Raw genomic sequence first — 22886 nt, forward strand, 5'->3', positions numbered from 1 at the left:
TCAAAAGCACCAAACCAGGTTTTTAACCTTGGTTTGGTGCTTTTTTGCGTTCTAAGGATTATAAGCTTCACCAAATAAAGGATAGCGAAACCGATTCACCTTGCGTTTCGAAATATTGGTTTTCACCATTCTGGGCGCAGGGCATAAGATGGTCTATAACTAGTGCGCAGAAAGGAGTGAAGCCTACATGCTAACAGGCGTTCAAATACTGCTGCTGGGAGGCGATGCGAGACAGCTGGAAGTCATCCGCAAGTTAAGTGAGCTGGATGCAACGGTTACCGTATCCGGCTTTGACGGATTGCATTCTTCCTTAGACGGCGCAGTGCATGCCGAATTTGACGAGAGCTTTTTTGATGATGTTGATGCACTGCTGCTGCCTGCAGTAGGCACGGACGACAACGGCAATATTCATGCTGTATTCAGTGACCGGGGGATGCGGCTGGAGGATCAGCATATCGCTCGGCTGCCAAAGCATTGCAAGGTATATGCCGGAATGGCAAAGCCCTATTTGCGGGAGCTTTGCGAGAAGCATCAAATCGGTCTTGTTGAGCTTTTTGATAGGGATGATGTCGCTATCTATAACTCCATTCCGACGGCAGAAGGGGCCATTATGATGGCCATTCAGAATACGGACATTACGATACATGGATCAACCAGTATGGTATTGGGATTTGGCAGAACAGGATTCACCATGGCTAGAACTTTGCAGAATCTTGGCGCCAAAGTGCTTGTGGGAGTAAGGCGGAGCGAGCATTTTGCAAGAGCTGCCGAGATGGGGTTTGTGCCGTTTTACACAAGTCAACTACTCCAAAATACGGGTAATATTGACTTGCTTTTTAATACAATTCCGACTATGATAGTCACAGCGCAAATTATAGCAAATTTGCCCTCGCGATGCGTTATTATTGACCTTGCTACGAAGCCGGGCGGAACTGATTTCCGCTTCGCCGAGAAGAGAGGCATGAAAGCGATACTCGCGCCCGGACTCCCCGGTATCGTCGCACCCAAAACAGCTGGACGAATCATAGCGGATTGCTTAACTCAGTTGATCACGGACGATTCGATAAAGCGGGGGAATGGGTAATGGATTGGACTGGAAAAACAGTCGGGTACGCGCTGTCTGGCTCGCACTGTACTTTAGCGGAGATTATGCCGCAAATTAAGCGGTTTGTGGATGCTGGCGCAAATGTGGTGCCGATTGTATCGCAGACCATTATGACAACAGACACGCGATTCGGAACGTCTGAAGAATGGCAGACGCAGCTGAAGGCGATCACCGGCAACGAGATTATTTCGACCATTGTGCAGGCTGAACCTCTTGGTCCGTCTAAGCTGTTTGACGTCCTGTTGATTGCGCCTTGTACAGGTAGCACAACCAGCAGACTAGCAAATGCCATTACGGATAGCGCGGTACTGATGGCTGCGAAGGCTCAAATGCGTAACTTAAGACCTCTCGTACTTGCCATTTCAACGAATGATGGTCTCGGGCTTAATGCTGCTAATATTGCAAAGCTGTTAGTAGCTAAAAATATTTATTTTGTGCCGTTTGGCCAAGATAATCCGGTTCAAAAGCCTAATTCGCTTGTCGCGAGAATGGATCTTGCGCTGGAAGCTTGCGAAGCAGCCCTGGAAGGGAAACAGCTGCAGCCGTTACTGATTGAGCGGTTTAATTACTAAAATGCTCTAATAGATGTATCATCTATCACATGCAGGCGGCGAAAGAGGTTAGGCGCTGGCGATTAAGCCGGAATCTGACGTTCGATTACGCCGCTTGTTTTGCCTTAATTGGCAATCCGAATTGCGCAACTAGTGCAACAACAAAAAAACAACTACGATCGGGAAAGATGTCTGCTTCATATTCAAACTCATTTTAAGACATCTTTGTATCGGTTACGGAGGAAAGACTGCAATGCGCATCCTGGTACAAAAATTCGGGGGCACTTCACTTTCGACCGATCATGCTAGAAGCTTATGTCTTCAACATATTGCTAGAGAGCTCGCAAACGGCTACAGCGTAGTTGTCGTTGTATCGGCCATGGGGCGTACAGGGGATCCTTATGCAACGGATACCTTGCTCCAACTGATCCGAAATAACGGTGACAAGCTGCCTGCGAGGGAGCGGGATATGCTGCTCGGTTGCGGAGAGATTATCTCGGCCGCGGCTTTGTGCAGTTTGCTTTGCTCTGAAGGGATACCATCGGTCGTATTAAACGGCGGCCAAGCAGGAATTATTACAGATGATCAATACGGCCAAGCCCGCATCAAAGAGCTTCGTCCCGAGAAGGTTTTGCAGCATTTGGGCGATGGCAAGGTCGTTATTGTAACGGGTTTTCAAGGAAGCACGGAAAGCGGAGACATGACAACGCTTGGCCGGGGCGGCAGCGATACATCGGCTACAGCGATAGGGGCCGCATTGCGTGCTGAAATGGTGGATATCTATACGGACGTGAACGGCATATTGACCGCGGATCCCCGGATTGTCGAGAATGCGAAGCCGCTGCAAATCGTAAGTTATGCGGAGATTTGCAACATGGCTCGCCAAGGGGCAAAAGTCATTCATCCCCGCGCCGTCGAGATTGCGCAGCAGGCAAGAATTCCGGTTCGCGTACGATCAACCTTCTCCAGCGAAGAGGGGACTCTTGTGTCCGATGCGGTCTTGTCACCGGTTGCAGACCGGCAAGCAACAGGGATTGCACACGTTTCCGGCGTTACCCAAATTTCGGTTAAAGCTATCGAAGGCAGAAATGATGTTCAGCTTCAAGTATTCCAGACGATGGCCAGACATCATATCAGCGTTGATTTCATTAACGTCACGCCTAGCGGCGCGATGTACACGGTTTTTGATCATGACGCAGACCGGGCTGTATCCGTTCTTCAGGAATGCGGGTATGAACCCAAAGCCGTTCGCGGCTGCGCCAAAGTATCCGTTATTGGCGGAGGGATGAATGGCGTGCCTGGCGTTATGGCTCGAATTGTAGAGGCCTTAACCGAAGAAGGTATCACGATCATGCAATCTGCGGACTCCAATACAACGATCTGGGTATTGGTGAAAGAAGAAGATATGGTGAAGGCGGTTAGAGCACTTCACGCGAAGTTTGAGCTTCATATATAAGACGTTTCAATCAGGAGGTCATAACAATGGAATTTGGTAGATTAATTACGGCAATGGTCACGCCTTTTGATGAGAACGGTCAAATCGACTGGGACACGACCGGTCGACTGATCGATTATTTGATTGAAGAACAGCAAAGCGACTCGCTTGTTGTATCTGGTACAACGGGGGAATCCCCGACCCTTACTGAAGATGAGAAAGCGGAATTGTTCCGTTATGCCGTTAAACGCGCAGCTGGCCGGTGCAAAATTATTGCGGGAACCGGAAGCAATAACACGGCTCACTCGATTCATTTGTCCAAGGTCGCGGAAGACGCCGGCGTAGACGGATTGCTGCTTGTAGCGCCGTACTACAACAAGCCAAATCAGGAAGGTTTGTACCAACACTTCAAAGCAATCGCTGAATCTACCAAATTACCCGTGGTGCTGTACAACGTGCCAGGACGTACCGGAATCAACATTTCCGTTGAGACCACCCTCCGGCTTGCGGAACTGGACAATGTTGTTGCAACGAAAGATTGTGCTTCCTCTGACCAGCTGTCCCTCATTATTGCTGCAGCTCCTGAGAGCTTCAAAGTATACAGCGGAGATGACAGCGCGACGCTTCCTACGCTTGCGATCGGCGGATACGGCATCGTTAGTGTAGCGAGCCATATTATCGGCGCGAAGATGAAGCAGCTTATTGAATCGTATTTAAACGGGGATGTGAAGCAAGCAGCAAAGCTCCATGCGGAATGTTACCCGGTATTTAAAGGGTTATTCGAATGCCCGCATCCGGTACCTAACCCGGTTGCCGTGAAGTATGCGCTTGGTCTGCGCGGATTGCCGGTTGGCGGAGTAAGATTGCCGCTGGTTGCTCCAAGCGAAGCCGAGGCTGCTTTTATTAGCAAGCTGGTCTAATCTTACCTATTCCAAATCAAGCAGGCGGAGAGTTGTCTCCGCCTGCTTTTTTGCGTTCATGGCAGAGGACTTGCCGGCAGTTGTTTCACCTTGTTTTCCATCTTTTTCATCATGTATAATGAGGTCAAGTGAAACGGTCGGAAAATTCATACAATTGTCTTGCGCAGAGAATGGTTGAATTCGAAGGAGGGAAGCACTTGTCGAAGAAAAATCAGGATAAGCTGCTCGTATTTGCTCTTGGCGGCGTTGGCGAAATAGGCAAAAACATGTATGTCATTCAATATGCGAATGATATTGTCGTTGTGGACGTGGGTCTGAAATTCCCCGAGGAAGATATGCTGGGCATCGATATCGTTATCCCGGATATCACTTATTTGATTGAAAATCGGGAGAAGGTGCGGGCTTTCCTTATTACGCATGGCCATGAAGATCATATTGGCGGATTGTCCTATGTATTGAAGCAGCTGAATGTACCGGTCTATGGTACCAAGCTTACGTTAGGCTTGATTGAGAGCAAGCTGAAGGAAGCAGGACTGCTCGGGGAGACCAAACGGATTGTGATCGACGCGGATTCCGAGGTGCAGCTTGGAACGATTAAGGCAAGCTTTTTCAGGACCAATCATAGTATACCGGATTCTATCGGTATTGCGCTTGATACACCGGAAGGAACAATCGTTCACACCGGGGATTTTAAATTCGATTATACGCCGGTCAATGACCAATACGCGGATTTGCAACGCATGGCGGAGATCGGCAGCAGGGGAGTGCTTGCCTTGCTGTCGGACAGTACAAATGCTGAACGACCCGGTTATACGCCTTCGGAGAAGAATGTCGGCGAAGAGCTGGAAGATATTTTTCATAAATCCACACAGCGGGTTGTTGTCGCAACCTTCGCTTCCAACGTACACCGGATTCAACAAGTAATTAACGCGGCGATTGCTACAGATCGCCATGTAGCCGTTGTGGGCCGCAGTATGGTGAATGTTGTTGCGATTGCTTCCGAGCTTGGTTATTTACAAATTCCGGATGGAATGATCATTGAACCCGAGGAAATAAACAAGCTGGCGGCTGATCGCGTAGTGATCTTGTGCACGGGCAGTCAAGGTGAACCGATGTCCGCATTGACAAGAATGGCGCGTTCGACTCATCGCAAAGTAGATATTTTGCCTGGTGATACCGTTATTATAGCGGCAACGCCAATTCCGGGGAACGAGCGTTACGTGGGAAGAACTGTCGATGAGCTATTCCGCCTGGGAGCGCATGTTATTTATGGGCCGGGTTCCGTATCCGGCGTTCACGTCTCAGGTCACGGAAGCCAGGAAGAATTGAAGCTGATGCTGAATTTAATCAAGCCGAAATATTTCATACCGATCCATGGCGAATACCGGATGCTCCGGCAACATGCCCAGCTTGGCGAAGCCGTAGGGATTGACCGCAATCATATTTTTGTTATAGATAATGGCGAGACGGTTGAATTTCAAGATGGTCTGGCTAGAAAAGGCTCCAAAGTACAAGCAGGGAACATCCTTATCGACGGCTTAGGCGTTGGAGATGTCGGCAATATCGTGTTGCGTGACCGCAAGCTGTTATCCCAAGACGGCATTCTTGTGGTGGTTGTTACAATCAGCAAACAAGACGGCGGTTCAATCGTTTCGGGACCGGATATCATCTCGCGCGGATTCGTATACGTCCGGGAATCGGAAACGCTCCTAGACGAAGCGAACAAGATCGTTATTTCGACGCTGAATAAGCTGATGCACGATAAAGTGAATGAATGGGCTTCGCTCAAAACAAACGTCAAAGATGCCCTAGGGCGTTTCTTATATGAACAGACAAGAAGACGGCCAATGATTTTACCGATCATAATGGAAGTGTGAACTTATAGGAAGAACGTTCAGGGAAGAGGAGATTAACGCCTGCCCGGAACGTTCTTTTTTGCGTGTAATGCGGTATAAATTCGCCATTCCACCTCATACTATGACGAGCATTTACGATGAGGGGGATTTTGCATGCATTTATTAAACGAAGGACAACCGCCGCAACCGGAGCCGGCGGAAACGGAGAAGAAAAAACAAAACAGTATCGTAGAAACCATACAACAATTAGGGCAGACAGCAACGCCTGCATCCGAATCCAACATTTTTTGCATGACGATTATAGGCCAGGTGGAAGGGCATATTGTTCTGCCTCCTCAAAATAAGACGACCAAATATGAGCATTTGATCCCGCAATTAGTGGCTGCGGAGCAAAATCCGAAAATCGAAGGAATTCTCATTGTACTAAATACAGTTGGCGGAGACGTTGAAGCGGGACTTGCCATTGCGGAGATGATCTCATCGTTATCGAAACCAACCGTTACATTAGTGCTTGGAGGAGGCCATTCCATCGGTGTTCCGATTGCGGTAGCGGGCAATATGTCATTTATCGCGGCTACGGCAACGATGACTATCCATCCGATCCGGTTGAACGGTCTCGTCATCGGCGTACCTCAAACGTTCGAGTATCTGGATAAAATGCAGGAACGTATTCTAAGATTTGTAACCATGCACTCAAATGTATCGGAGGAAACATTCAAAGAACTTATGTTTAAGACCGGTGAGCTTACAAGAGATATCGGTACAACCGTTATTGGTTCCGATGCGGTGAAGCACGGTCTCATTGATGCGGTGGGCGGTCTTGGAGATGCCTTGAGGGAATTGAACCGCCGCATTGCCGAGCGCAAGCCAGCAGCCCAACCGGGGGTGTATAACTAATGACTTTCTACACGATAATGCCGCTTGAAGCAGTCTTGGACGGTATAAATGCAGAGCCGATTCCCTCGCAAGAGGTATGGGTAAACGGAGTGTTCATGCAGGTTCAGCCAGTCGCGCCGGGAATGGGGAAAATCGTCCGATTAATCCAATGTTCCTTGGAGGATTACTTGAAGCCGGAACTTTCTCCGGGCCAATTCGTCATGTTTGGACAACCTCCGGAGAAATAAAATACGCACAAAGGTTCTTATGTCCAATAGGAACATTTGTCCACCTATGGTATAATGTATGCCAGAGGTGACGAATCATTGGCTAAGAAAAGACGGAAGAAAAAATCGATAGCAACCCAATTAAAATATGAAGTTTACGGTATTTTACTCATCACGGTTTCGGTTATTGCATTATCGGGAGAAGCAACCGTGGGCCGTTCCTTGTCCAAGCTGTTTGGGGTCTTCCTCGGCAAGTTTTATTTTGTGTTGGCATTGGTTGGCATTTATGTAGGATTAGTCGTTATGGTCAAGAGGGCTTGGCCGCGCGGTTGGACCAACCGGCGGACAGGCCTAATTGTATTTGTGTTAGCTCTTGTGTTATCTAGCAGCATTGCGGAAATTGACCGCAAGCTTCTGCCAACGTCGGATGTAACGGGCAGATTTATTCTCAGTCAACTCAGTCAAGACGTCAAAGACGAATTGCTTGCCTTCGACAGTACGGATGATCGGCCAATCAGCCAACGGGCGATAAGCGGAGGCTACATCGGCGCCATTGAATATTCGATGTTGTTTTCGTTATTCGGCTATTTCGGCTCCAAGTTGATTGCAGGGGTCATGTACGCAATCTCGATTATGCTGCTTACCGGCAAATCCTATGTGGAACTTGCTCGAATCGGAAGAGACAAGACGATCAGGCTGTATAAGCTGCTATCGGCCAAATGGTCCAGAAGCGCAGCGCTTCGAACCTCTGCCAAATCAACGAAGAAAACGCAGCCACCGGTGTTCGTACAATCGGATGCCATTGATGATGATGACGATGATGATTATACGGCGGCTTTGCCGTCCAGACGCAAGAAGTCTTTGTTCTTCTCCTGGCGAAATCAGGAGCAGGAGAACCAGCAAGTTGCGCAGTCAGCCCAAGATGATTGGTCCATGAACGAAGAACAATATCATGGAGGCCAGCAGCAAAGCGCGAAGCCTCACTGGGCAAATAGCGGGGCATGGGATGATGAATGGGATCGTAACGGAGAAGTAGACTCTTTTGCCAAGCCGCAACAGGATGAGGACGAACTACCGCCTTGGGAACAAAAGCCCGGGCGTGCCAGCGCGGCCCCGGCGCCATCGCCTGTATACCCGGTTCACGATGAACTCGAGGAAGAGGAAATGCCTGTTGTCGTGACTAGAATCGTTCCGCGTACTGATTCATACGAGGAAGATGAACCTGAGGAATACATAACACCTTCAGCAGACCCTGCCCGGTACCCGGAAGACATAGACCTGCCGGATACGTCTGATCCAGCTGCCGGACAAGACGTTGTCGTTGAACAGGATATTCAAGAAGGCATCATGGAGGAGAATTCTGCGACGGCAACAACCGGCATACACCAGCCGGCATCGGACGTGCCGGTCAAGAAGCCTTATTTGCTTCCGCCGTTTTCTTTGCTCGCCAAACCAAGCCTGATGGCAAGAGGAGGCGACGGTACGGATGCCATGGATTCCAAACGCAAGCTGGAAGCGACCCTCGAAAGCTTTGGCGTACGTGCAAAAGTGCTTGACGTGGTTAGAGGCCCGGCCGTAACGCGTTATGAAGTACAGCCTGCGACAGGCGTTAAGGTTAGCCGGATTGTCAGCTTAACAGACGATATCGCTTTGGCGTTAGCAGCCAAGGATATCCGGATGGAAGCTCCTATTCCGGGCAAATCCGCAATCGGCATTGAAGTTCCGAATATGGAAGTGTCCGTCGTAACGATGCGCGAGGTTATGGAGACCGCTACCTTCCAGAACGCGCCTTCCAAGCTGTCGATTGCTTTTGGCCGGGATATTTCCGGGCAGCCGATTATCGGCAACCTGGCTAGAATGCCCCATCTTCTGGTAGCCGGCGCAACGGGTTCGGGTAAATCCGTTTGTATTAACGGCATAATTACCAGTATTTTGTACAAAGCGGCTCCAGACGAAGTCAAGTTTTTAATGGTCGATCCAAAGATGGTCGAATTAAATATTTATAACGGGATACCTCATTTGCTGGCTCCGGTCGTGACGGATCCTAGAAGAGCTGCGCTTGCTTTGAAGAAAATCGTTGTTGAAATGGAGAAGCGTTACGAGCTGTTCTCCAAGTCCAGTACGCGTAACATCGAAGGATATAATGCCCTCATGGCCGACAATCCTAAAGCCGTCTTGCCATACATCGTAGTTATTGTAGACGAGTTGGCCGATTTGATGATGGTTGCTTCCAACGATGTGGAGGATTCCATCGCGCGGCTTGCCCAAATGGCGCGTGCCGCGGGTATTCATCTCATCATTGCTACGCAACGTCCGTCAGTTGATGTTATTACCGGCGTAATCAAGGCCAATATTCCATCACGTATTGCCTTTGGCGTATCTTCGCAGGTGGACTCCCGTACCATTCTGGATATGGTTGGCGCCGAGAAGCTGCTCGGCCGGGGAGATATGTTGTATTTGCCGGTAGGGATGTCGAAGCCGATTCGCGTTCAAGGCGCCTTTTTGTCCGACCAAGAGGTTGAAGCGCTCGTGGAGTACGCAAGAGGCCAAGGAGAGGCGGAATACAAGGAGGATTTGGTTCCTGAAGTTGAGGAGGAATCAACCGATCCGGAAGAAATACTGGATGAGCTGTACGATCAAGCCGTCCAGATTGTACTGGAAGCCAAGCAAGCTTCCGTATCGCTGCTTCAGCGCCGCATGAGGGTTGGATATACACGCGCGGCAAGACTTGTCGATCAGATGGAGGCGCGCGGGATTGTAGGCCCATATGAAGGCAGCAAGCCAAGGGAAGTTCTAATGTCAATCGAGCAATATCAGGCGAATCGAATTTCATCCTGACCTCGCAATCCCAGGTTTGATGAATAGAAGCAGGAATCCCTTCTCATACTAGAGTTAGGTAACGCAGCTAATCGCGGACTAACTTGCAAGAGAAAGGCAGATTCCTGATGAAAAATCGATTAATTGTCGTGACTACCATCATCGTGACGGTATTGTTCGGAATGTATTCACTCCAGCGGTATTCGCTGGATGACGCAAAACCAACGTTCAGCAATGCAACATTAACGGTAGGATCCTCCGGTTCCGATGTATATGAACTGCAGGGAAGACTTAAATACTTGGGCTATTATGACGGCAAGATCGACGGAAGTTTCGGTACCAAAACCAAAAATGCCGTCACTTGGTTCCAGTGGAAATTCGGCATGAAATCCGACGGTATTGTTGGGGCAAAAACCAAACTGAAGTTATGGGAAGCTACAAAAAACTGGAAGCCTTCAGCTGCGGATTCCGGTAGCGGAAACTCTGGTTCGTCAGGCTCAGGTTCATCGGGCAATACGGACAGCGGTTCCAATAGTGGCGATCAACCTTCAAAGTCTAATAATTTGGGGTTTTCAGAGAGTGATTTGAAGATCATGGCGAACGCCGTCTACGGCGAGTCGCGAGGCGAGCCTTACGAGGGTCAGGTTGCGGTAGCCGCCGTTATTTTGAACCGCGTGAAATCGCCAAGCTTCCCGAATACGGTATCCGGCGTTATTTTCCAGCCGCTAGCCTTTACGGCGGTGGCCGATGGCCAAATCTGGTTGACTCCCAATGAGTCGGCACGCAAAGCCGTACAAGATGCCATAAACGGTTGGGATCCTACAGGCGGTTGCACCTATTACTTCAACCCGGAAACAGCCACATCCAAATGGATCTGGTCCAGACCGCAAGTGAAAACAATCGGCAAGCATATTTTCTGTATGTAACGGTTAGGAGAAGCAGCCTTTCTGCCTTGGGCAGGCAGGTTGCTTCTTCCATTTCGTATCGGTTAGAATGGTATAGGAAGCTTGAAAATGGAATACATTTACTATATTCCATTTTACTCGGAAGGAGCAAACGGAAGTGACATTATTCGAAAGAGGTCAAATTGGCCGGATCAGGCTACATGTGATGCCTACCAAACGATTCAAGACGTTTGCGATATCGCTTTTTGCAGGATTGCCTTTATCTGAAAACGCTGTAACAAAGACCGCACTTACCCCGTTTGTCTTGCGCCGCGGGACAGTGTCGACTCCCGAAACGAAGGCTTTCCGGGAAAGGCTCGATGATCTATATGGCGCTGGCTTCGGATTTGACGTATATAAAAGAGGCGATTCCCAAATCGTCCAATTTCGCATGGATGTTATTAATGACCATTTTGTATCATCCGATGTTCCTCTGCTTAGTTCTTCCTTGCGGTTTCTTGGCGAGGTTGTAACGGAACCGGTGACGGAAGACGGCGTATTCCGCCGCAAATACGTAGATGCCGAGAAACAAACCTTGACCAAGCGTTTGGAATCGATCGTGAACGATAAAATCCGTTATGCGGCTGAACGCTGCATGGAGGAAATGTGCGCGAATGAGCCTTACCGGCTGCACCCGCTGGGCAAGCTGGATGAGATCGCATCCATTACATCGGAATCTTTGTATGAGCAATATAAACAGTGGCTGAATGAAGCTGCTTTTGATCTATATGTTGTAGGCGATACAAGCATGGAGGAAGTTGCGGCGCTAGCGAAGGAAGCCTTCCGAATCGATGATGGGACACCGGCTAGCTATTCCGTTCCTACAATCGTCCATGAAGTCCGCAATGTCAAAACCGTCATTGACCGGATGGATGTTAATCAAGGCAAGCTGAATATGGGGCTGCGTACCAATGTCGGATATGGCGACGATCAATATGCGGCTTCCTTAATGTATAACGGCATTCTGGGCGGTTATCCGCATTCGAAGCTATTTCTGAATGTCCGGGAGAAGGAGAGCCTTGCTTATTATGCGGCTTCCAGGCTTGACGGACACAAAGGGCTTCTCACGATTCAGTCCGGAATTGAGATCGCCAATTATGAGAAGGCGGTTACCATTATTAAAGAGCAGCTCGAAAGCATGCGCCAAGGCCAGCTGAGCGAGCTTGAAATGAATCAGACAAAAGCAATGATCGCCAACCATTTGCGGGAATTGCAAGATTCCGCTTACGAAATGATCGCCTATGACTTTAACGCCGTCCTGTCCGGCAAGGAAAGAACGGCACAGCAGTTGCTTGACCAGATCGAAGCCGTAACAGCAGAGGATATCGTTCGGGTTGCGGAACTCGCGCAACTGGATACGATATACTTTTTGCGAGACCAGAAGGAGGCGTAAGCGGCAATGGAGACACTCGACTACAAAGGCGTTCAGGAAACGCTATACCGCGAAGTGCTGGATAACGGCCTCGAAGTGATCGTCTTGCCGAAGGAAGGCTTTCAGAAGACCTATGCCACATTTGCGACTAAATATGGTTCCGTAGACAATAAATTTGCCGTTGGAAATGATGAGCCGGTTCGGGTCCCGGATGGGATCGCACATTTCCTTGAGCACAAAATGTTCGAAGAACCAACAGGCGACATCTTTGCTACCTTTGCTTCGCAAGGTGCTTCGGCGAACGCTTTTACAAGCTTTGACCGTACGGTTTATCTGTTCTCGGCGACGGAGCAAATTCCGGCTAACCTTGAAACCTTGATTGATTTTGTTCAAAACCCTTACTTCACAGATCAGAACGTGGATAAAGAGAAGGGCATTATTGCGCAAGAAATCAATATGTACAAAGACAATCCGGACTGGCGCGTATACTTCGGTCTCATTGACGCGATGTATCATACGCATCCGATTCATATCGATATTGCGGGAACGGTGGAATCGATCTATCAGATCGATAAGGAAACCTTGTACCGTTGCTACGAAACGTTTTATCATCCGTCCAATATGCTGTTGTTTGTCGTGGGCGGCGTAAAAGCGGAGGAAGTGTTCGAGCTGGTTCGCAATAATCAAGCCGGCAAAACGTTTAAACCGCAAGGCGAAATCAAACGTTTCTTCGAGCACGAGCCGGAAAGCGTAAAAATGCCTCGCAAAGTGACGAAGCTGCCGGTGTCGCTTCCTAAAGTGATGTTCGGATTCAAAGAGAAGCAAGTAGGTCTTGCAGGCGATGCTCTATTAGAGCACGAAGTGACCTCCAAGCTGATGCTTGATGCGTTGTTTGGGGCTAGCTCTGCTCTGTATCAGGACTTGTATGAGCAAAATTTAATTTCCGATTCGTTCGGAACGGAATTTAATGTTAGCACCGACTATGCCTTCTCGGTTATTGGCGGCGATACGCCTAACCCGGATGAACTGTTGAACAAAATCCGCGAAGCGGTTGAAGAAGCGCTCCGCACGGGCATTGAACCGGCCGCATTTGAACGGTCGAAGCGGAAAAAAATCGGCGGTTACTTGCGGATGCTAAATTCCCCTGAAGCAATAGCCGGCGAATTTACCCGTTACCGGTTCCGTGACAGCGACATGTTTGATCTGATCTCCCTGTACGAGAATTGTACCCTGGAGCAAGTGAACGAACGGCTGCTCGAGCATTTTGACTTCAATCAATTGGCGATTTCGATCGTCGAGAAGCCGGATGGACAGCCAGCTTAATGAAGCCATTTAAGGAAATGACGGTGTTAATTACCGGGGGAAGCCGCGGCATCGGCGCTGCCATCGCGCAGCGTTTTGCCGCGGAGGGACTTAACATCGTTATTCATTATCGAGAGTCGCATGAAGCGGCCAACGAAACAGCTCGAGCTTGCATGAGGCTCGGCGCTAACGTAATGACGATTTCGGCGGATTTGCGTTCCAAGGAACAGCTTATTCGCATGAAGGAAAAACTCGAAGCCCATGATCGATTGCCCGACATACTCGTGAATAACGGCGGTATTTCCCATTACGGAATGCTGATGGATGTCACCGAGCAGGAATGGGATGATGTCATGGCCGTTAACCTCAAAGGCATGTTCTTATGCAGTCAGTTGTTCATGCCGCATATGATTGCAAGCCGCTTTGGCAGAATCATTAACGTTTCGTCGATATGGGGAATGTCAGGCGCATCTTGCGAAGTGTTGTATTCAACAACCAAAGGCGGTATGAATGCCTTTACCAAAGCGCTAGCTAAGGAAATAGCGCCATCTGGCGTTACCGTTAACGCGGTAGCCCCCGGTGCGGTGGATACGATGATGATGAGCGGGTTCAACGAAGAAGAGAAAGCAGCGCTTGAGCAGGAAATTCCGCTTGGTCGTTTTGGACAACCCGATGAAGTGGCTTCGCTTGTCTATTTCCTTTCTTTACCGGAATCGTCTTACATAACGGGTCAAGTTATTAGTCCAAACGGCGGTTGGCATACTTAAATTCCGCTTGCTGCATAATCCTTTTCGCTTCTACACACACTAATCTTTGTTGAGTGCTAACACTCATCTTAAGAATGAACTTATCCAGGAGGCGAAAATAAAATGTCAAACGTCCTTTCTGATTTCGGCAATTGGAAAGAATTCTTGTCCGAACGCGTGTCGCAAGCCAAAAGCAACGGCATGACGGAGGATACCATCAAAAACCTGGCCTATGAAATCGGCTCCTTCCTTGACGAGAAGGTTGATCCTAAAAATGAGCAGCAACGCGTACTGAAGCAACTGTGGGATGTTGGCGACGAGAGCGAACGCCATACCGTCGCTGGGTTGATGGTTAAGCTGGTTGACCAAACTTAATTGCTCTTCATCTGCAGAAAAGCCTCCAAAACGGGAGGCTTTTCTGCAATGTCTGCGAATAGGTTGCAGGAATGTGGCGAAAATTGTAGAATAAATTTTTGTAGACGAGTCAATCAAATGGGATTGGTGACAACAAGGGACGGTGTGAAATGGCAAAGCAGCAATATTATATGGAGTACAAAATACATAAGAATCGTCCGGGTTTGTTAGGCGATATAGCATCGCTGCTAGGGATGCTTGAAGTAAATATTATGACGATTAATGGCGTGGAAGACCGTACGCGTGGCATGCTCCTGCAGACGGATGACGAAGAGAAAATCGTATTGCTTGGCAAAATGCTGCAGAAGGTTGATAATATCACCGTTAATAAGTTGCGCACGCCAACAATCGTTGATATACTGGCAGTTCGTCACGGTCGTTATATTGAACGCGATTCGGATGACCGCAAAACATTCCGTTTCACAAGAGATGAACTTGGTATTCTTGTCGATTTTCTTGGAGAGGTGTTTAAGCGGGAAGGCAATCAGGTTATTGGTTTAAGAGGCATGCCGCGCGTTGGCAAGACGGAATCGATTATTGCCGGAAGCGTATGTTCGAATAAACGCTGGACTTTTGTATCTTCGACATTGCTGAGACAAACCGTGCGCAGTCAGCTGTCGGAAGATGAGATGAACGACAACAACATTTTTATCATCGACGGTATTGTGAGTACGATCCGTTCCAACGAGAAGCATTATTCGCTTCTGCAGGAAATTATGGCAATGCCTTCAACCAAGGTGATTGAGCATCCGGATATCTTTATCAAGGAATCGCAATATGATTACAGCCATTTTGATATGATTATTGAGCTTCGCAATACGCCGGACGAAGAGATTACATACGAATCATTTACGGCAAATTATTCGGATAATGAATTCTAGTAGGGAGGAGTAGACCCCATGTCAGATTTAGGAGCGTTACTGCGTCAAGCAAGAGAAGAGCGCGGTTTAACGCTTGAAGACGTTCAAGAACAAACAAAAATACGCAAGCGCTACTTAGAAGCGATCGAAGACGGCGACCATAGCGTGTTGCCGGGAACGTTCTATTTGCGCGCTTTTGTGAAAAATTATTGCGATGCCGTTGGCCTCGATGCGGATGAAGTTCTACGCTTGTACCAACACGAGGTTCCGACTACAGTTACGGATCAGATCGTAGAGGCTGTTCCCGCGAGACAACCAAAGCGGGTTCGAACCCGTTCTTCCGAACGGATAAGCAAACTTGGCTTTAATATTATGATGTGGTCGTTCCTGATCCTCATCGTTGTTGTCGTTTGGGTTTATTTCGTTAACCAGAAATCAGACGATCCGAAAGAAATCGACAATACGAATATTACGGATCAGGCTTCTCCGGCTCCGCCGACACAGTCGACGGATTCTGCGACTGGCGGAACGGGATCAACGACAACTCCTACGGCAACGCCTACCCCAACTCCTAGCCAGGACCCAACGACGGTCACGTTCTCGTCCAAGATTGGCAAGGTGGATCATTATGATGTAGCGCCTGCAGGCGTGGTTCACAAAGTGGAGATTACGACTTCCGGCGGCAAAAGCTGGACAGAGGTTCGCCAAGGTAGCCAAGACGGCAAGGCGCTGATTTCAAAAGTGACGGAAGACGGTTCGGTTCTGTCCTATGATCTGGATCAGCCTCTTTACATCAACGTTGGCCGTGCCGACCTTAGCGTAATTACCGTTGACGGCGTGCAAATTAATGACGGTGATCGCGCCGGTTCGAAGAAAATCCAGCTGAATCCCGTAGCAAGCGGTCAAACGGATGGATCGGCTACCCAAAATATGGGAGAGACCACCAATCCAGACACATCCGCGGGCGATACAGTCGGTACGACGGGTAATCAATAAATTCGGAACAGATACAAAGGGAGAGTTGTCTAACCATGTCTGAAAGTTCATTTGACATTGTATCAAAGATGGATATGCAAGAGCTGAACAACGCGATTCAGCAAGCTGAACGCGAGATCGAGACACGCTTCGACTTCAAAGGCAGCAAGAGCAGCATCAAGCTGGAGAAAGAAGAACTCGTAGTTGTATCCGATGACGACTTCAAGCTCGAGAGCGTTCTTGATATTCTGAAGTCCAAAATGGTGAAGCGCGGCGTGCCGGTTAAAAACTTGGAGTACGGCAAGATTGAATCGGCTTCCGCCAACACCGTTCGCCAACGGATCAAGCTGAAGCAGGGGATCGAACAGGAAATTTCCAAAAAAATCAATATTTTGATCCGCGACTCCAAACTGAAAGTAAAAAGTCAGATCCAAGGCGACCAGATTCGCGTAACGGGGAAAAGCCGCGACGATCTCCAGGCCGTTATGGCCCTTTTGCGCGGCGCGGATTTGCAAATCGACCTGCAGTTCACGAATTACCGCTAAGCCTGTAGCCAACCATTTACGGCCCTTCGCTGCCGCTCCTTCGCGGTAGTGAAAGGGCTTTAGGTCTATGACAACTGGTATTTTGACACAGGAAATAGCATGTATTATACTTTTAGATAGCTTTGGAAACGATCCGGGGGACATACAAATGACAGTACATGCAATTATGCATCAATGCAGGAACAAGGCTAGACGGTCCGGGGGTGTGAATAAATGAACCTGGCTAACAAGATTACGCTGGCCCGAATTATTTTAGTGCCGATCATTATGGTATTTCTGCTCGTGAACATCGATATTAAGCCTCTTGAATTCGGCGATGATTATTCCATTACATACAATCAGATTATTGCGGCTATTATTTTTATTATAGCGGCTAGCACGGACGGGCTGGACGGCTATATTGCCAGAAAGAACAAGATCGTTACGAATCTGGGCAAGCTTCTTGATCCATTGGCGGACAAGCTGCTTGTTGCAGCGGTTCTGATCTCGCTCGTGCAGATGGATAAGCTTGCGGCTTGGATGGCGATCGTTATTATCAGCCGTGAATTTGCGGTAACCGGTTTGCGCCAGATTGCTTTGCTCGAAGGCAGCGTTATGGCGGCGAGCAATTGGGGCAAATGGAAAACAGCCGTGCAAATCACGATGATTATTTCGCTTCTACTTAACAACTTCCCGTTCTCGTTTATTGATTTTCCGTTTGACGAGATCGTGAGCTGGATTGCCGTGCTCATTACGGTATATTCCGGTTTTGATTATTTCTTCAAAAACAAAAATTTGATACCTGTGCAATAATCGGGATCATATAAGTAACAATAAAGCATCTTTCCAGCCATGGGGGGGTGCTTTTGCTTCCTCATGCTGCGAAAATCGAAGGGAGAGATCGTATGAAAGCGGAAATTATCGCGGTTGGAACCGAGTTATTGCTCGGTCAAATCGTAAATACGAATGCGCAATACTTATCCAGAAAACTGGCAACTCTCGGGATCGACGTCTATTTCCAAACGGTTGTTGGCGATAATCCAAGCCGGATCAAGCAGGCTATCGAAATCGCGCGTGAACGCGCGGATTTGCTCGTATTCACAGGCGGTCTTGGCCCAACCCAGGATGATCTGACCAAGGATGTGCTGGCCGCCTATCTCAACCGCGGCTTATCCATTCATCAGCCTTCGATGGACACAATCGAGCAGATGTTCAGCTCCCGAGGTATTCATATGGTTGAAAGCAATCGGAGGCAGGCGCTTATGATTGACGGCAGCAGCCCGATTGAGAATGAAGCGGGTCTTGCCGTAGGCAACGGGCTCACGGAAGACGGGACTCATTATTTGCTGCTTCCCGGACCGCCCCGCGAGATGAAGCCAATGATGGAAGGCCCTGCTTCCGATTGGCTTAGATCGGTTCTAGGTTCGGAGGAACCTCTGTATTCACGGCTGCTCATGTTTGCCGGTATCGGCGAATCCTCGCTGGAAGCAAAGCTGATTGATCTCATTGAAGCGCAATCGGATCCAACCATAGCGCCATATGCGAAGGAGGGCGAGATTGCCATTCGGGTGTCGACAAAAGCCCCGAACGAGACAGAAGCAACGGTCAAACTGGACCGTACCGTTGAGGCGATTAAGCAGCGCGTAGGCGAGTTCTTGTTTGCGCAAGAGGAAATAACGCTGGAAGAGCGGGTTGTACAACTGCTTCGGAGTTCCAGAAGGAAGCTGTCCACGGCAGAAAGCATCAGTGGAGGTCTGCTGGCCGAGCTGATTACCGGAATTCCGGGAAGCAGCGGGGAGTATTCGGGCGGCGTTGTGACGTACACAAATGAAATGAAACATAAATTGCTCGGCATTCCGATGGCCCAGTTGCAAGGCGAAGGAGCACCTGGCGCGATCAGCGAGTCAACCGCAGTCATGATGGCGGAACGGGTCCGGCAGATCGGAGATTCGGATTTTGGCGTTTCCTTGACCGGAGTAGCAGGTCCGGCTCAAGCGGAAGGTCAACCCGTGGGGCTTGTCTATTATGCAGTAGCGCAAAGAGGGAAGCCGACAGCAGTCTTCACCGGCCATTTCTCCGGCACCCGCGCCATCATCCGGATTCGCGCGGTGAAAGCTGCCCTGTATCAATTATGGCTGAAGCTGAAAGAGGAATAATTTGTCGGATTAAAGCGAAAAAGCTTGCCTATATGTTCCATTCCCGCTATAATTTGATTTATGCGGAAGAACCGTGGCGAAGATTACTTTGCTGCGGTTTTTTTATGTCCATTTTTAGCATTCGGGGTGGTGTGGAAATAAAAAGACGAATGTATGTTCGAAAAAAAGCTTGGCATTTGAACGGAAACAAGGTATCATACAATTATAAATAATGAAGGATGTGAGTAGCTTGTCGGATCGTCGTGCTGCTTTGGAAATGGCTTTACGTCAAATTGAGAAGCAATTTGGTAAAGGCTCCATTATGAAATTAGGGGAATCCACACATATGCAAGTTGAAACCGTACCAAGCGGTTCAATTGCTTTAGATATTGCTCTTGGAATCGGCGGTTTGCCAAGAGGTCGTATTATTGAGTGTTATGGTCCGGAATCTTCCGGTAAAACAACCGTTGCGCTTCATGCGATTGCGGAAGTGCAACGCATTGGCGGACAAGCTGCCTTTATTGATGCGGAGCATGCGCTTGATCCGTTGTACGCGAGCAAGCTGGGCGTAAATATCGATGAGCTGCTGTTGTCCCAGCCGGACACAGGCGAGCAGGCACTTGAGATTGCCGAAGCGCTTGTACGCAGCGGCGCCGTGGACATTATCGTTATCGACTCGGTAGCGGCGCTTGTACCTAAAGCGGAGATTGAAGGCGACATGGGGGATTCCCATGTGGGTCTGCAGGCACGTCTGATGTCGCAAGCCCTTCGTAAATTGGGTGGCGCGATCAGCAAATCGAAAACAATTGCGATCTTTATCAACCAGCTTCGCGAGAAAGTTGGCGTTATGTTCGGTAACCCAGAGACTACGCCTGGCGGCCGTGCGCTGAAGTTCTATTCCAGCGTTCGTCTTGAAGTGCGCCGTATTGAAACGATCAAACAAGGCAATGACATGGTTGGTAACCGTACGCGTATTAAAGTCGTTAAGAACAAGGTAGCTCCTCCGTTCAAACAAGCGGAGATTGATATTATGTACGGCGAAGGCATTTCGAGAGAAGGCAGCCTCGTAGATATTGGCGTAGAGATGGATATCGTTCAGAAGAGCGGAGCTTGGTTCTCCTACAACGGCGACCGTCTTGGCCAAGGCCGCGAGAATGCTAAGCAATTTTTGAAAGACCACCCGCAAATCGCGGCTGTTATCGAGAAGCAAATCCGCGAGCAGAGCAATTTGTCTGCGTCCGCGCAGCCTGCCAACTTCTCGCAAGATGATGACGATGATTTCGATGAGTCGGAACTTGACGATTAATAACAACACATGATCAACTGAAGTTCATAAGTAAGAGCAACGCCGTCCTTTCGAGGGCGGCGTTGCTTCTTTGTACTGGATTGGAAGCGAGGTGTAACCCCTATGATGATTGAGATTTCTTCCGTAGAGCAGGATGCTAAGAAACGCAGCCGTTATCATATATACACGAACGGCGTTGCAGAGCCGATATTGTCCGTGCACGAAGACATTCTTATTAAATATCGGTTGTTAAAAGGAACAGAACTTACCAAAGAACTGCTTGCGGAGATTGGGAGCGAAGACGGACGGTACCGGGCATACGCGCGTGCACTCGCCTATTTGGGGATGGGAGCGAAAACGCGCAAGCAGATTGAGCAGTATTTGATCCGCAAAGAATTTGAGCCTGAACCGATTGCTTATGCGCTCGAACGTTTAGAATCGGAACATATTGTTGATGATGGAGAGTATGCGCGGCAATTCGCGAAGCAGCGGATCCGTAATGGTCAGAAAGGAAGCCGCTGGATTAAGCAGGAACTAGCGCAGCGAGGAGTATCGAAACAAGCTGCTTCCGATGCGCTTGGTTCAATCGACAAAGAAGACGAGCTTGCGTCCGCCGTACATTCCGCAAAGAAGAAATGGCGCTCTCTTAAAGGGGAAAATCGAGAGAAACGCCAGAAGCTGATGGGTTTTTTAATGCGTCGGGGTTTTCCTTCGGATATCGTGAAACTTGCCGTAAAAGCAGCTATAGATGAAGCAGAAATTGAGCAGTCGGAAGAGGATGAAGGGCTTTTGCTTGACAATTGATTTTGCCAAAAGATAAAATAAAATTGTATTCCTTTTATATCAAATCAATTTTCCTTCCAAAAGTTGATTTGAAACGATTATTTTCGTCAATAAGTTAGAGAATCAATCGGTATGGAAACCGGCTAAAAACCTAATATCATCCCAAGCGTTTGCCTTGGTGTATGCAACGAGGAGGTGAACAAGATGGACCCTATTTGGACGGTGTTGATCTGTCTCGTTGTTGGCGTTATTTTCTTTGGGATTGGTTATTTTATTCGCAAGTCTATTGCCGAGGCTAAAATTTCAAGCGCTGAGCAAGCTGCTGTACAAATCGTAGAAAATGCGAAGAAGGAAGCGGAAGCTCAGAAGAAAGAAACGGTGCTCGAAGCAAAAGATGAAATCCACAAACTCCGTACGGAGGCTGAAAAAGACATCCGTGAGCGGCGTAACGAGTCTGTGCGTCAGGAAAGACGTTTGCTCCAGAAAGAGGAGTCGCTGGATAAAAAGATAGAAGCGCTTGAACGCAAAGAAGAGTTAGTAGCCAACAAAGAGAAACGGATCGATGAAACACAAGAACAAATTGATTCCATTTACAAGCAGCAGCTTAGTGAACTGGAACGTATCTCCAGCTTAACGATGGAAGATGCGAAGGCGATTATTTTGTCAAATGTTGAGCAAGAAGTGCGACACGAAACAGCACAGATGATCAAAGAGATCGAGCAGCAAGCGAAAGAAGAAGCCGATCGTAAGGCGCGGGACATTATTTCACTCGCTATTCAACGTTGTGCGGCGGATCACGTAGCAGAGACGACTGTATCGGTCGTAACGCTGCCTAACGAAGAAATGAAAGGCCGCATAATTGGACGTGAGGGCCGTAATATCCGTGCACTCGAAACATTGACTGGTATCGATCTGATTATTGACGATACACCGGAAGCGGTCATTCTGTCAGGCTTTGACCCTATTAGACGTGAAATTGCTCGTACTTCACTTGAGAAGCTTGTTGCAGATGGTCGTATACATCCGGCTCGCATTGAAGAGATGGTCGAGAAGTCCCGTAAGGAAGTGGACGAGCGGATCCGTGAATACGGTGAGCAAGCTACTTTCGAGGTTGGGGTTCATGGTTTGCACCCTGATTTGATTAAAATTCTCGGACGTCTGAAGTATCGGACAAGTTATGGTCAGAACGTGCTGAAACACTCAATGGAAGTTGCTTATTTGACTGGCCTAATGGCTGCTGAGCTTGGCGAGGATATTACCCTAGCTAAGCGTGCAGGCCTCCTGCACGATATCGGCAAGGCGCTTGACCACGAGGTTGAGGGCTCCCATGTCGAGATCGGCGTAGAGCTGGCGAAGAAGTACAAAGAGCATCCTGTTGTTATCAACAGTATCGCTTCCCACCATGGAGATGTAGAAGCAACGTCTGTAATCGCGATGTTAGTAGGAGCAGCGGACGCATTGTCTGCCGCACGCCCTGGCGCACGTCGTGAAACGCTTGAAACGTACATTAAACGTCTGGAGAAGCTGGAAGACATTTCGGAGTCGTTCGACGGCGTTGAGAAGTCTTTCGCAATCCAAGCAGGACGCGAAGTACGCGTCATGGTTGCACCTGAAAAGATTGACGATACAGAAGCATTCCGGCTTGCACGCGATATTACGAAGAAAATCGAGAGTGAACTCGATTATCCGGGACATATTAAAGTTACGGTTATTCGTGAAACCCGTGCAGTTGAATATGCCAAGTAGATCACAAGCAAAT

Annotated in this window: 21 protein-coding genes; all 21 read left to right on the forward strand. The window is 48.7% G+C overall.

What is annotated here, in order from left to right:
- The first annotated feature begins 187 nt into the window (after positions 1 to 187).
- Positions 188 to 1084 (forward strand): dipicolinate synthase subunit DpsA, encoded by an 897-nt coding sequence (gene dpsA, locus QQK89_RS14435; protein ID WP_284239275.1) that lies wholly within the window; start codon positions 188 to 190, stop codon positions 1082 to 1084.
- Positions 1084 to 1677, forward strand: a complete 594-nt coding sequence (locus QQK89_RS14440; RefSeq protein ID WP_284239276.1) for a dipicolinate synthase subunit B — start codon at positions 1084 to 1086, stop codon at positions 1675 to 1677. The genes dpsA and QQK89_RS14440 overlap by 1 nt, the downstream gene beginning before the upstream one ends.
- A gap of 232 nt (positions 1678 to 1909) precedes the next feature.
- Positions 1910 to 3112, forward strand: coding sequence for an aspartate kinase (gene dapG / locus QQK89_RS14445; protein WP_284239277.1), 1203 nt, complete (start codon positions 1910 to 1912; stop codon positions 3110 to 3112).
- Between the two features lie 26 nt (positions 3113 to 3138).
- Positions 3139 to 4011: a 4-hydroxy-tetrahydrodipicolinate synthase gene (gene dapA, locus QQK89_RS14450; protein ID WP_284239278.1), complete on the forward strand. Its 873-nt coding sequence runs from the start codon at positions 3139 to 3141 to the stop codon at positions 4009 to 4011.
- Between the two features lie 197 nt (positions 4012 to 4208).
- Positions 4209 to 5888, forward strand: a complete 1680-nt coding sequence (locus QQK89_RS14455) for a ribonuclease J (RefSeq protein WP_284239279.1) — start codon at positions 4209 to 4211, stop codon at positions 5886 to 5888.
- Positions 5889 to 6020: 132 nt separating this feature from the next.
- Positions 6021 to 6764 (forward strand): ClpP family protease, encoded by a 744-nt coding sequence (locus QQK89_RS14460; RefSeq protein WP_284239280.1) that lies wholly within the window; start codon positions 6021 to 6023, stop codon positions 6762 to 6764.
- The gene (locus QQK89_RS14465; RefSeq protein ID WP_284239281.1) at positions 6764 to 6991 is read left to right on the forward strand and encodes a YlzJ-like family protein; all 228 of its coding nucleotides are present in this window, start codon (positions 6764 to 6766) and stop codon (positions 6989 to 6991) included. The genes QQK89_RS14460 and QQK89_RS14465 overlap by 1 nt, the downstream gene beginning before the upstream one ends.
- A 78-nt stretch (positions 6992 to 7069) precedes the next feature.
- The gene (locus QQK89_RS14470) at positions 7070 to 9808 is read left to right on the forward strand and encodes an FtsK/SpoIIIE family DNA translocase (protein WP_284239282.1); all 2739 of its coding nucleotides are present in this window, start codon (positions 7070 to 7072) and stop codon (positions 9806 to 9808) included.
- Between the two features lie 107 nt (positions 9809 to 9915).
- Positions 9916 to 10713, forward strand: a complete 798-nt coding sequence (gene sleB / locus QQK89_RS14475) for a spore cortex-lytic enzyme (protein WP_284239283.1) — start codon at positions 9916 to 9918, stop codon at positions 10711 to 10713.
- Between the two features lie 184 nt (positions 10714 to 10897).
- Positions 10898 to 12124: an EF-P 5-aminopentanol modification-associated protein YfmF gene (gene yfmF, locus QQK89_RS14480; protein WP_284239310.1), complete on the forward strand. Its 1227-nt coding sequence runs from the start codon at positions 10898 to 10900 to the stop codon at positions 12122 to 12124.
- A gap of 6 nt (positions 12125 to 12130) precedes the next feature.
- Positions 12131 to 13426: an EF-P 5-aminopentanol modification-associated protein YfmH gene (gene yfmH, locus QQK89_RS14485; protein ID WP_284239284.1), complete on the forward strand. Its 1296-nt coding sequence runs from the start codon at positions 12131 to 12133 to the stop codon at positions 13424 to 13426.
- Entirely contained in the window at positions 13426 to 14172 is a 747-nt protein-coding gene (gene ymfI / locus QQK89_RS14490) for an elongation factor P 5-aminopentanone reductase (RefSeq protein WP_284239285.1), read from the forward strand. The genes yfmH and ymfI overlap by 1 nt, the downstream gene beginning before the upstream one ends.
- Positions 14173 to 14274: 102 nt before the next feature.
- The gene (locus QQK89_RS14495) at positions 14275 to 14526 is read left to right on the forward strand and encodes a DUF3243 domain-containing protein (protein ID WP_284239286.1); all 252 of its coding nucleotides are present in this window, start codon (positions 14275 to 14277) and stop codon (positions 14524 to 14526) included.
- Between the two features lie 149 nt (positions 14527 to 14675).
- Positions 14676 to 15446 (forward strand): DUF3388 domain-containing protein, encoded by a 771-nt coding sequence (locus tag QQK89_RS14500; protein ID WP_284239288.1) that lies wholly within the window; start codon positions 14676 to 14678, stop codon positions 15444 to 15446.
- An 18-nt stretch (positions 15447 to 15464) separates the two neighbouring features.
- Positions 15465 to 16421, forward strand: coding sequence for a helix-turn-helix domain-containing protein (locus QQK89_RS14505; protein WP_284239289.1), 957 nt, complete (start codon positions 15465 to 15467; stop codon positions 16419 to 16421).
- 35 nt (positions 16422 to 16456) lie between these two features.
- A complete protein-coding gene (locus tag QQK89_RS14510) occupies positions 16457 to 16945 on the forward strand; it encodes a YajQ family cyclic di-GMP-binding protein (protein WP_284239291.1) in 489 nt (162 codons plus the stop codon).
- 213 nt (positions 16946 to 17158) lie between these two features.
- Complete coding sequence (pgsA, locus tag QQK89_RS14515) at positions 17159 to 17737, forward strand: CDP-diacylglycerol--glycerol-3-phosphate 3-phosphatidyltransferase (RefSeq protein ID WP_284239292.1); 579 nt, start codon at positions 17159 to 17161, stop codon at positions 17735 to 17737.
- Between the two features lie 92 nt (positions 17738 to 17829).
- Complete coding sequence (locus tag QQK89_RS14520) at positions 17830 to 19080, forward strand: competence/damage-inducible protein A (RefSeq protein WP_284239293.1); 1251 nt, start codon at positions 17830 to 17832, stop codon at positions 19078 to 19080.
- A 229-nt stretch (positions 19081 to 19309) separates the two neighbouring features.
- A complete protein-coding gene (gene recA / locus QQK89_RS14525; protein WP_284239294.1) occupies positions 19310 to 20365 on the forward strand; it encodes a recombinase RecA in 1056 nt (351 codons plus the stop codon).
- Between the two features lie 102 nt (positions 20366 to 20467).
- Positions 20468 to 21148, forward strand: a complete 681-nt coding sequence (locus QQK89_RS14530) for a RecX family transcriptional regulator (RefSeq protein ID WP_284239295.1) — start codon at positions 20468 to 20470, stop codon at positions 21146 to 21148.
- A gap of 183 nt (positions 21149 to 21331) precedes the next feature.
- On the forward strand, positions 21332 to 22873 hold the full coding sequence (gene rny / locus QQK89_RS14535) for a ribonuclease Y (RefSeq protein WP_284239296.1): 1542 nt from the start codon (positions 21332 to 21334) through the stop codon (positions 22871 to 22873).
- Positions 22874 to 22886: the final 13 nt, after the last annotated feature.

The sequence above is a fragment of the Paenibacillus glycanilyticus genome (genome assembly GCF_030161375.1).
GTDB classification, from domain to species: Bacteria; Bacillota; Bacilli; order Paenibacillales; family Paenibacillaceae; genus Pristimantibacillus; species Pristimantibacillus glycanilyticus_B.

Excerpts from the sequence above, each read along its gene's own strand:
- dpsA (WP_284239275.1), top strand. The coding sequence starts at position 188 with ATGCTAACAGGCGTTCAAATACTGCTGCTGGGAGGCGATGCGAGACAG.
- QQK89_RS14440 (WP_284239276.1), top strand. The coding sequence starts at position 1,084 with ATGGATTGGACTGGAAAAACAGTCGGGTACGCGCTGTCTGGCTCGCAC.
- dapG (WP_284239277.1), top strand. The coding sequence starts at position 1,910 with ATGCGCATCCTGGTACAAAAATTCGGGGGCACTTCACTTTCGACCGAT.
- dapA (WP_284239278.1), top strand. The coding sequence starts at position 3,139 with ATGGAATTTGGTAGATTAATTACGGCAATGGTCACGCCTTTTGATGAG.
- QQK89_RS14460 (WP_284239280.1), top strand. The coding sequence starts at position 6,021 with ATGCATTTATTAAACGAAGGACAACCGCCGCAACCGGAGCCGGCGGAA.
- QQK89_RS14465 (WP_284239281.1), top strand. The coding sequence starts at position 6,764 with ATGACTTTCTACACGATAATGCCGCTTGAAGCAGTCTTGGACGGTATA.
- sleB (WP_284239283.1), top strand. The coding sequence starts at position 9,916 with ATGAAAAATCGATTAATTGTCGTGACTACCATCATCGTGACGGTATTG.
- yfmF (WP_284239310.1), top strand. The coding sequence starts at position 10,898 with ATGCCTACCAAACGATTCAAGACGTTTGCGATATCGCTTTTTGCAGGA.
- yfmH (WP_284239284.1), top strand. The coding sequence starts at position 12,131 with ATGGAGACACTCGACTACAAAGGCGTTCAGGAAACGCTATACCGCGAA.
- ymfI (WP_284239285.1), top strand. The coding sequence starts at position 13,426 with ATGAAGCCATTTAAGGAAATGACGGTGTTAATTACCGGGGGAAGCCGC.
- QQK89_RS14495 (WP_284239286.1), top strand. The coding sequence starts at position 14,275 with ATGTCAAACGTCCTTTCTGATTTCGGCAATTGGAAAGAATTCTTGTCC.
- QQK89_RS14500 (WP_284239288.1), top strand. The coding sequence starts at position 14,676 with ATGGCAAAGCAGCAATATTATATGGAGTACAAAATACATAAGAATCGT.
- QQK89_RS14505 (WP_284239289.1), top strand. The coding sequence starts at position 15,465 with ATGTCAGATTTAGGAGCGTTACTGCGTCAAGCAAGAGAAGAGCGCGGT.
- QQK89_RS14510 (WP_284239291.1), top strand. The coding sequence starts at position 16,457 with ATGTCTGAAAGTTCATTTGACATTGTATCAAAGATGGATATGCAAGAG.
- pgsA (WP_284239292.1), top strand. The coding sequence starts at position 17,159 with ATGAACCTGGCTAACAAGATTACGCTGGCCCGAATTATTTTAGTGCCG.
- QQK89_RS14520 (WP_284239293.1), top strand. The coding sequence starts at position 17,830 with ATGAAAGCGGAAATTATCGCGGTTGGAACCGAGTTATTGCTCGGTCAA.
- QQK89_RS14530 (WP_284239295.1), top strand. The coding sequence starts at position 20,468 with ATGATGATTGAGATTTCTTCCGTAGAGCAGGATGCTAAGAAACGCAGC.
- rny (WP_284239296.1), top strand. The coding sequence starts at position 21,332 with ATGGACCCTATTTGGACGGTGTTGATCTGTCTCGTTGTTGGCGTTATT.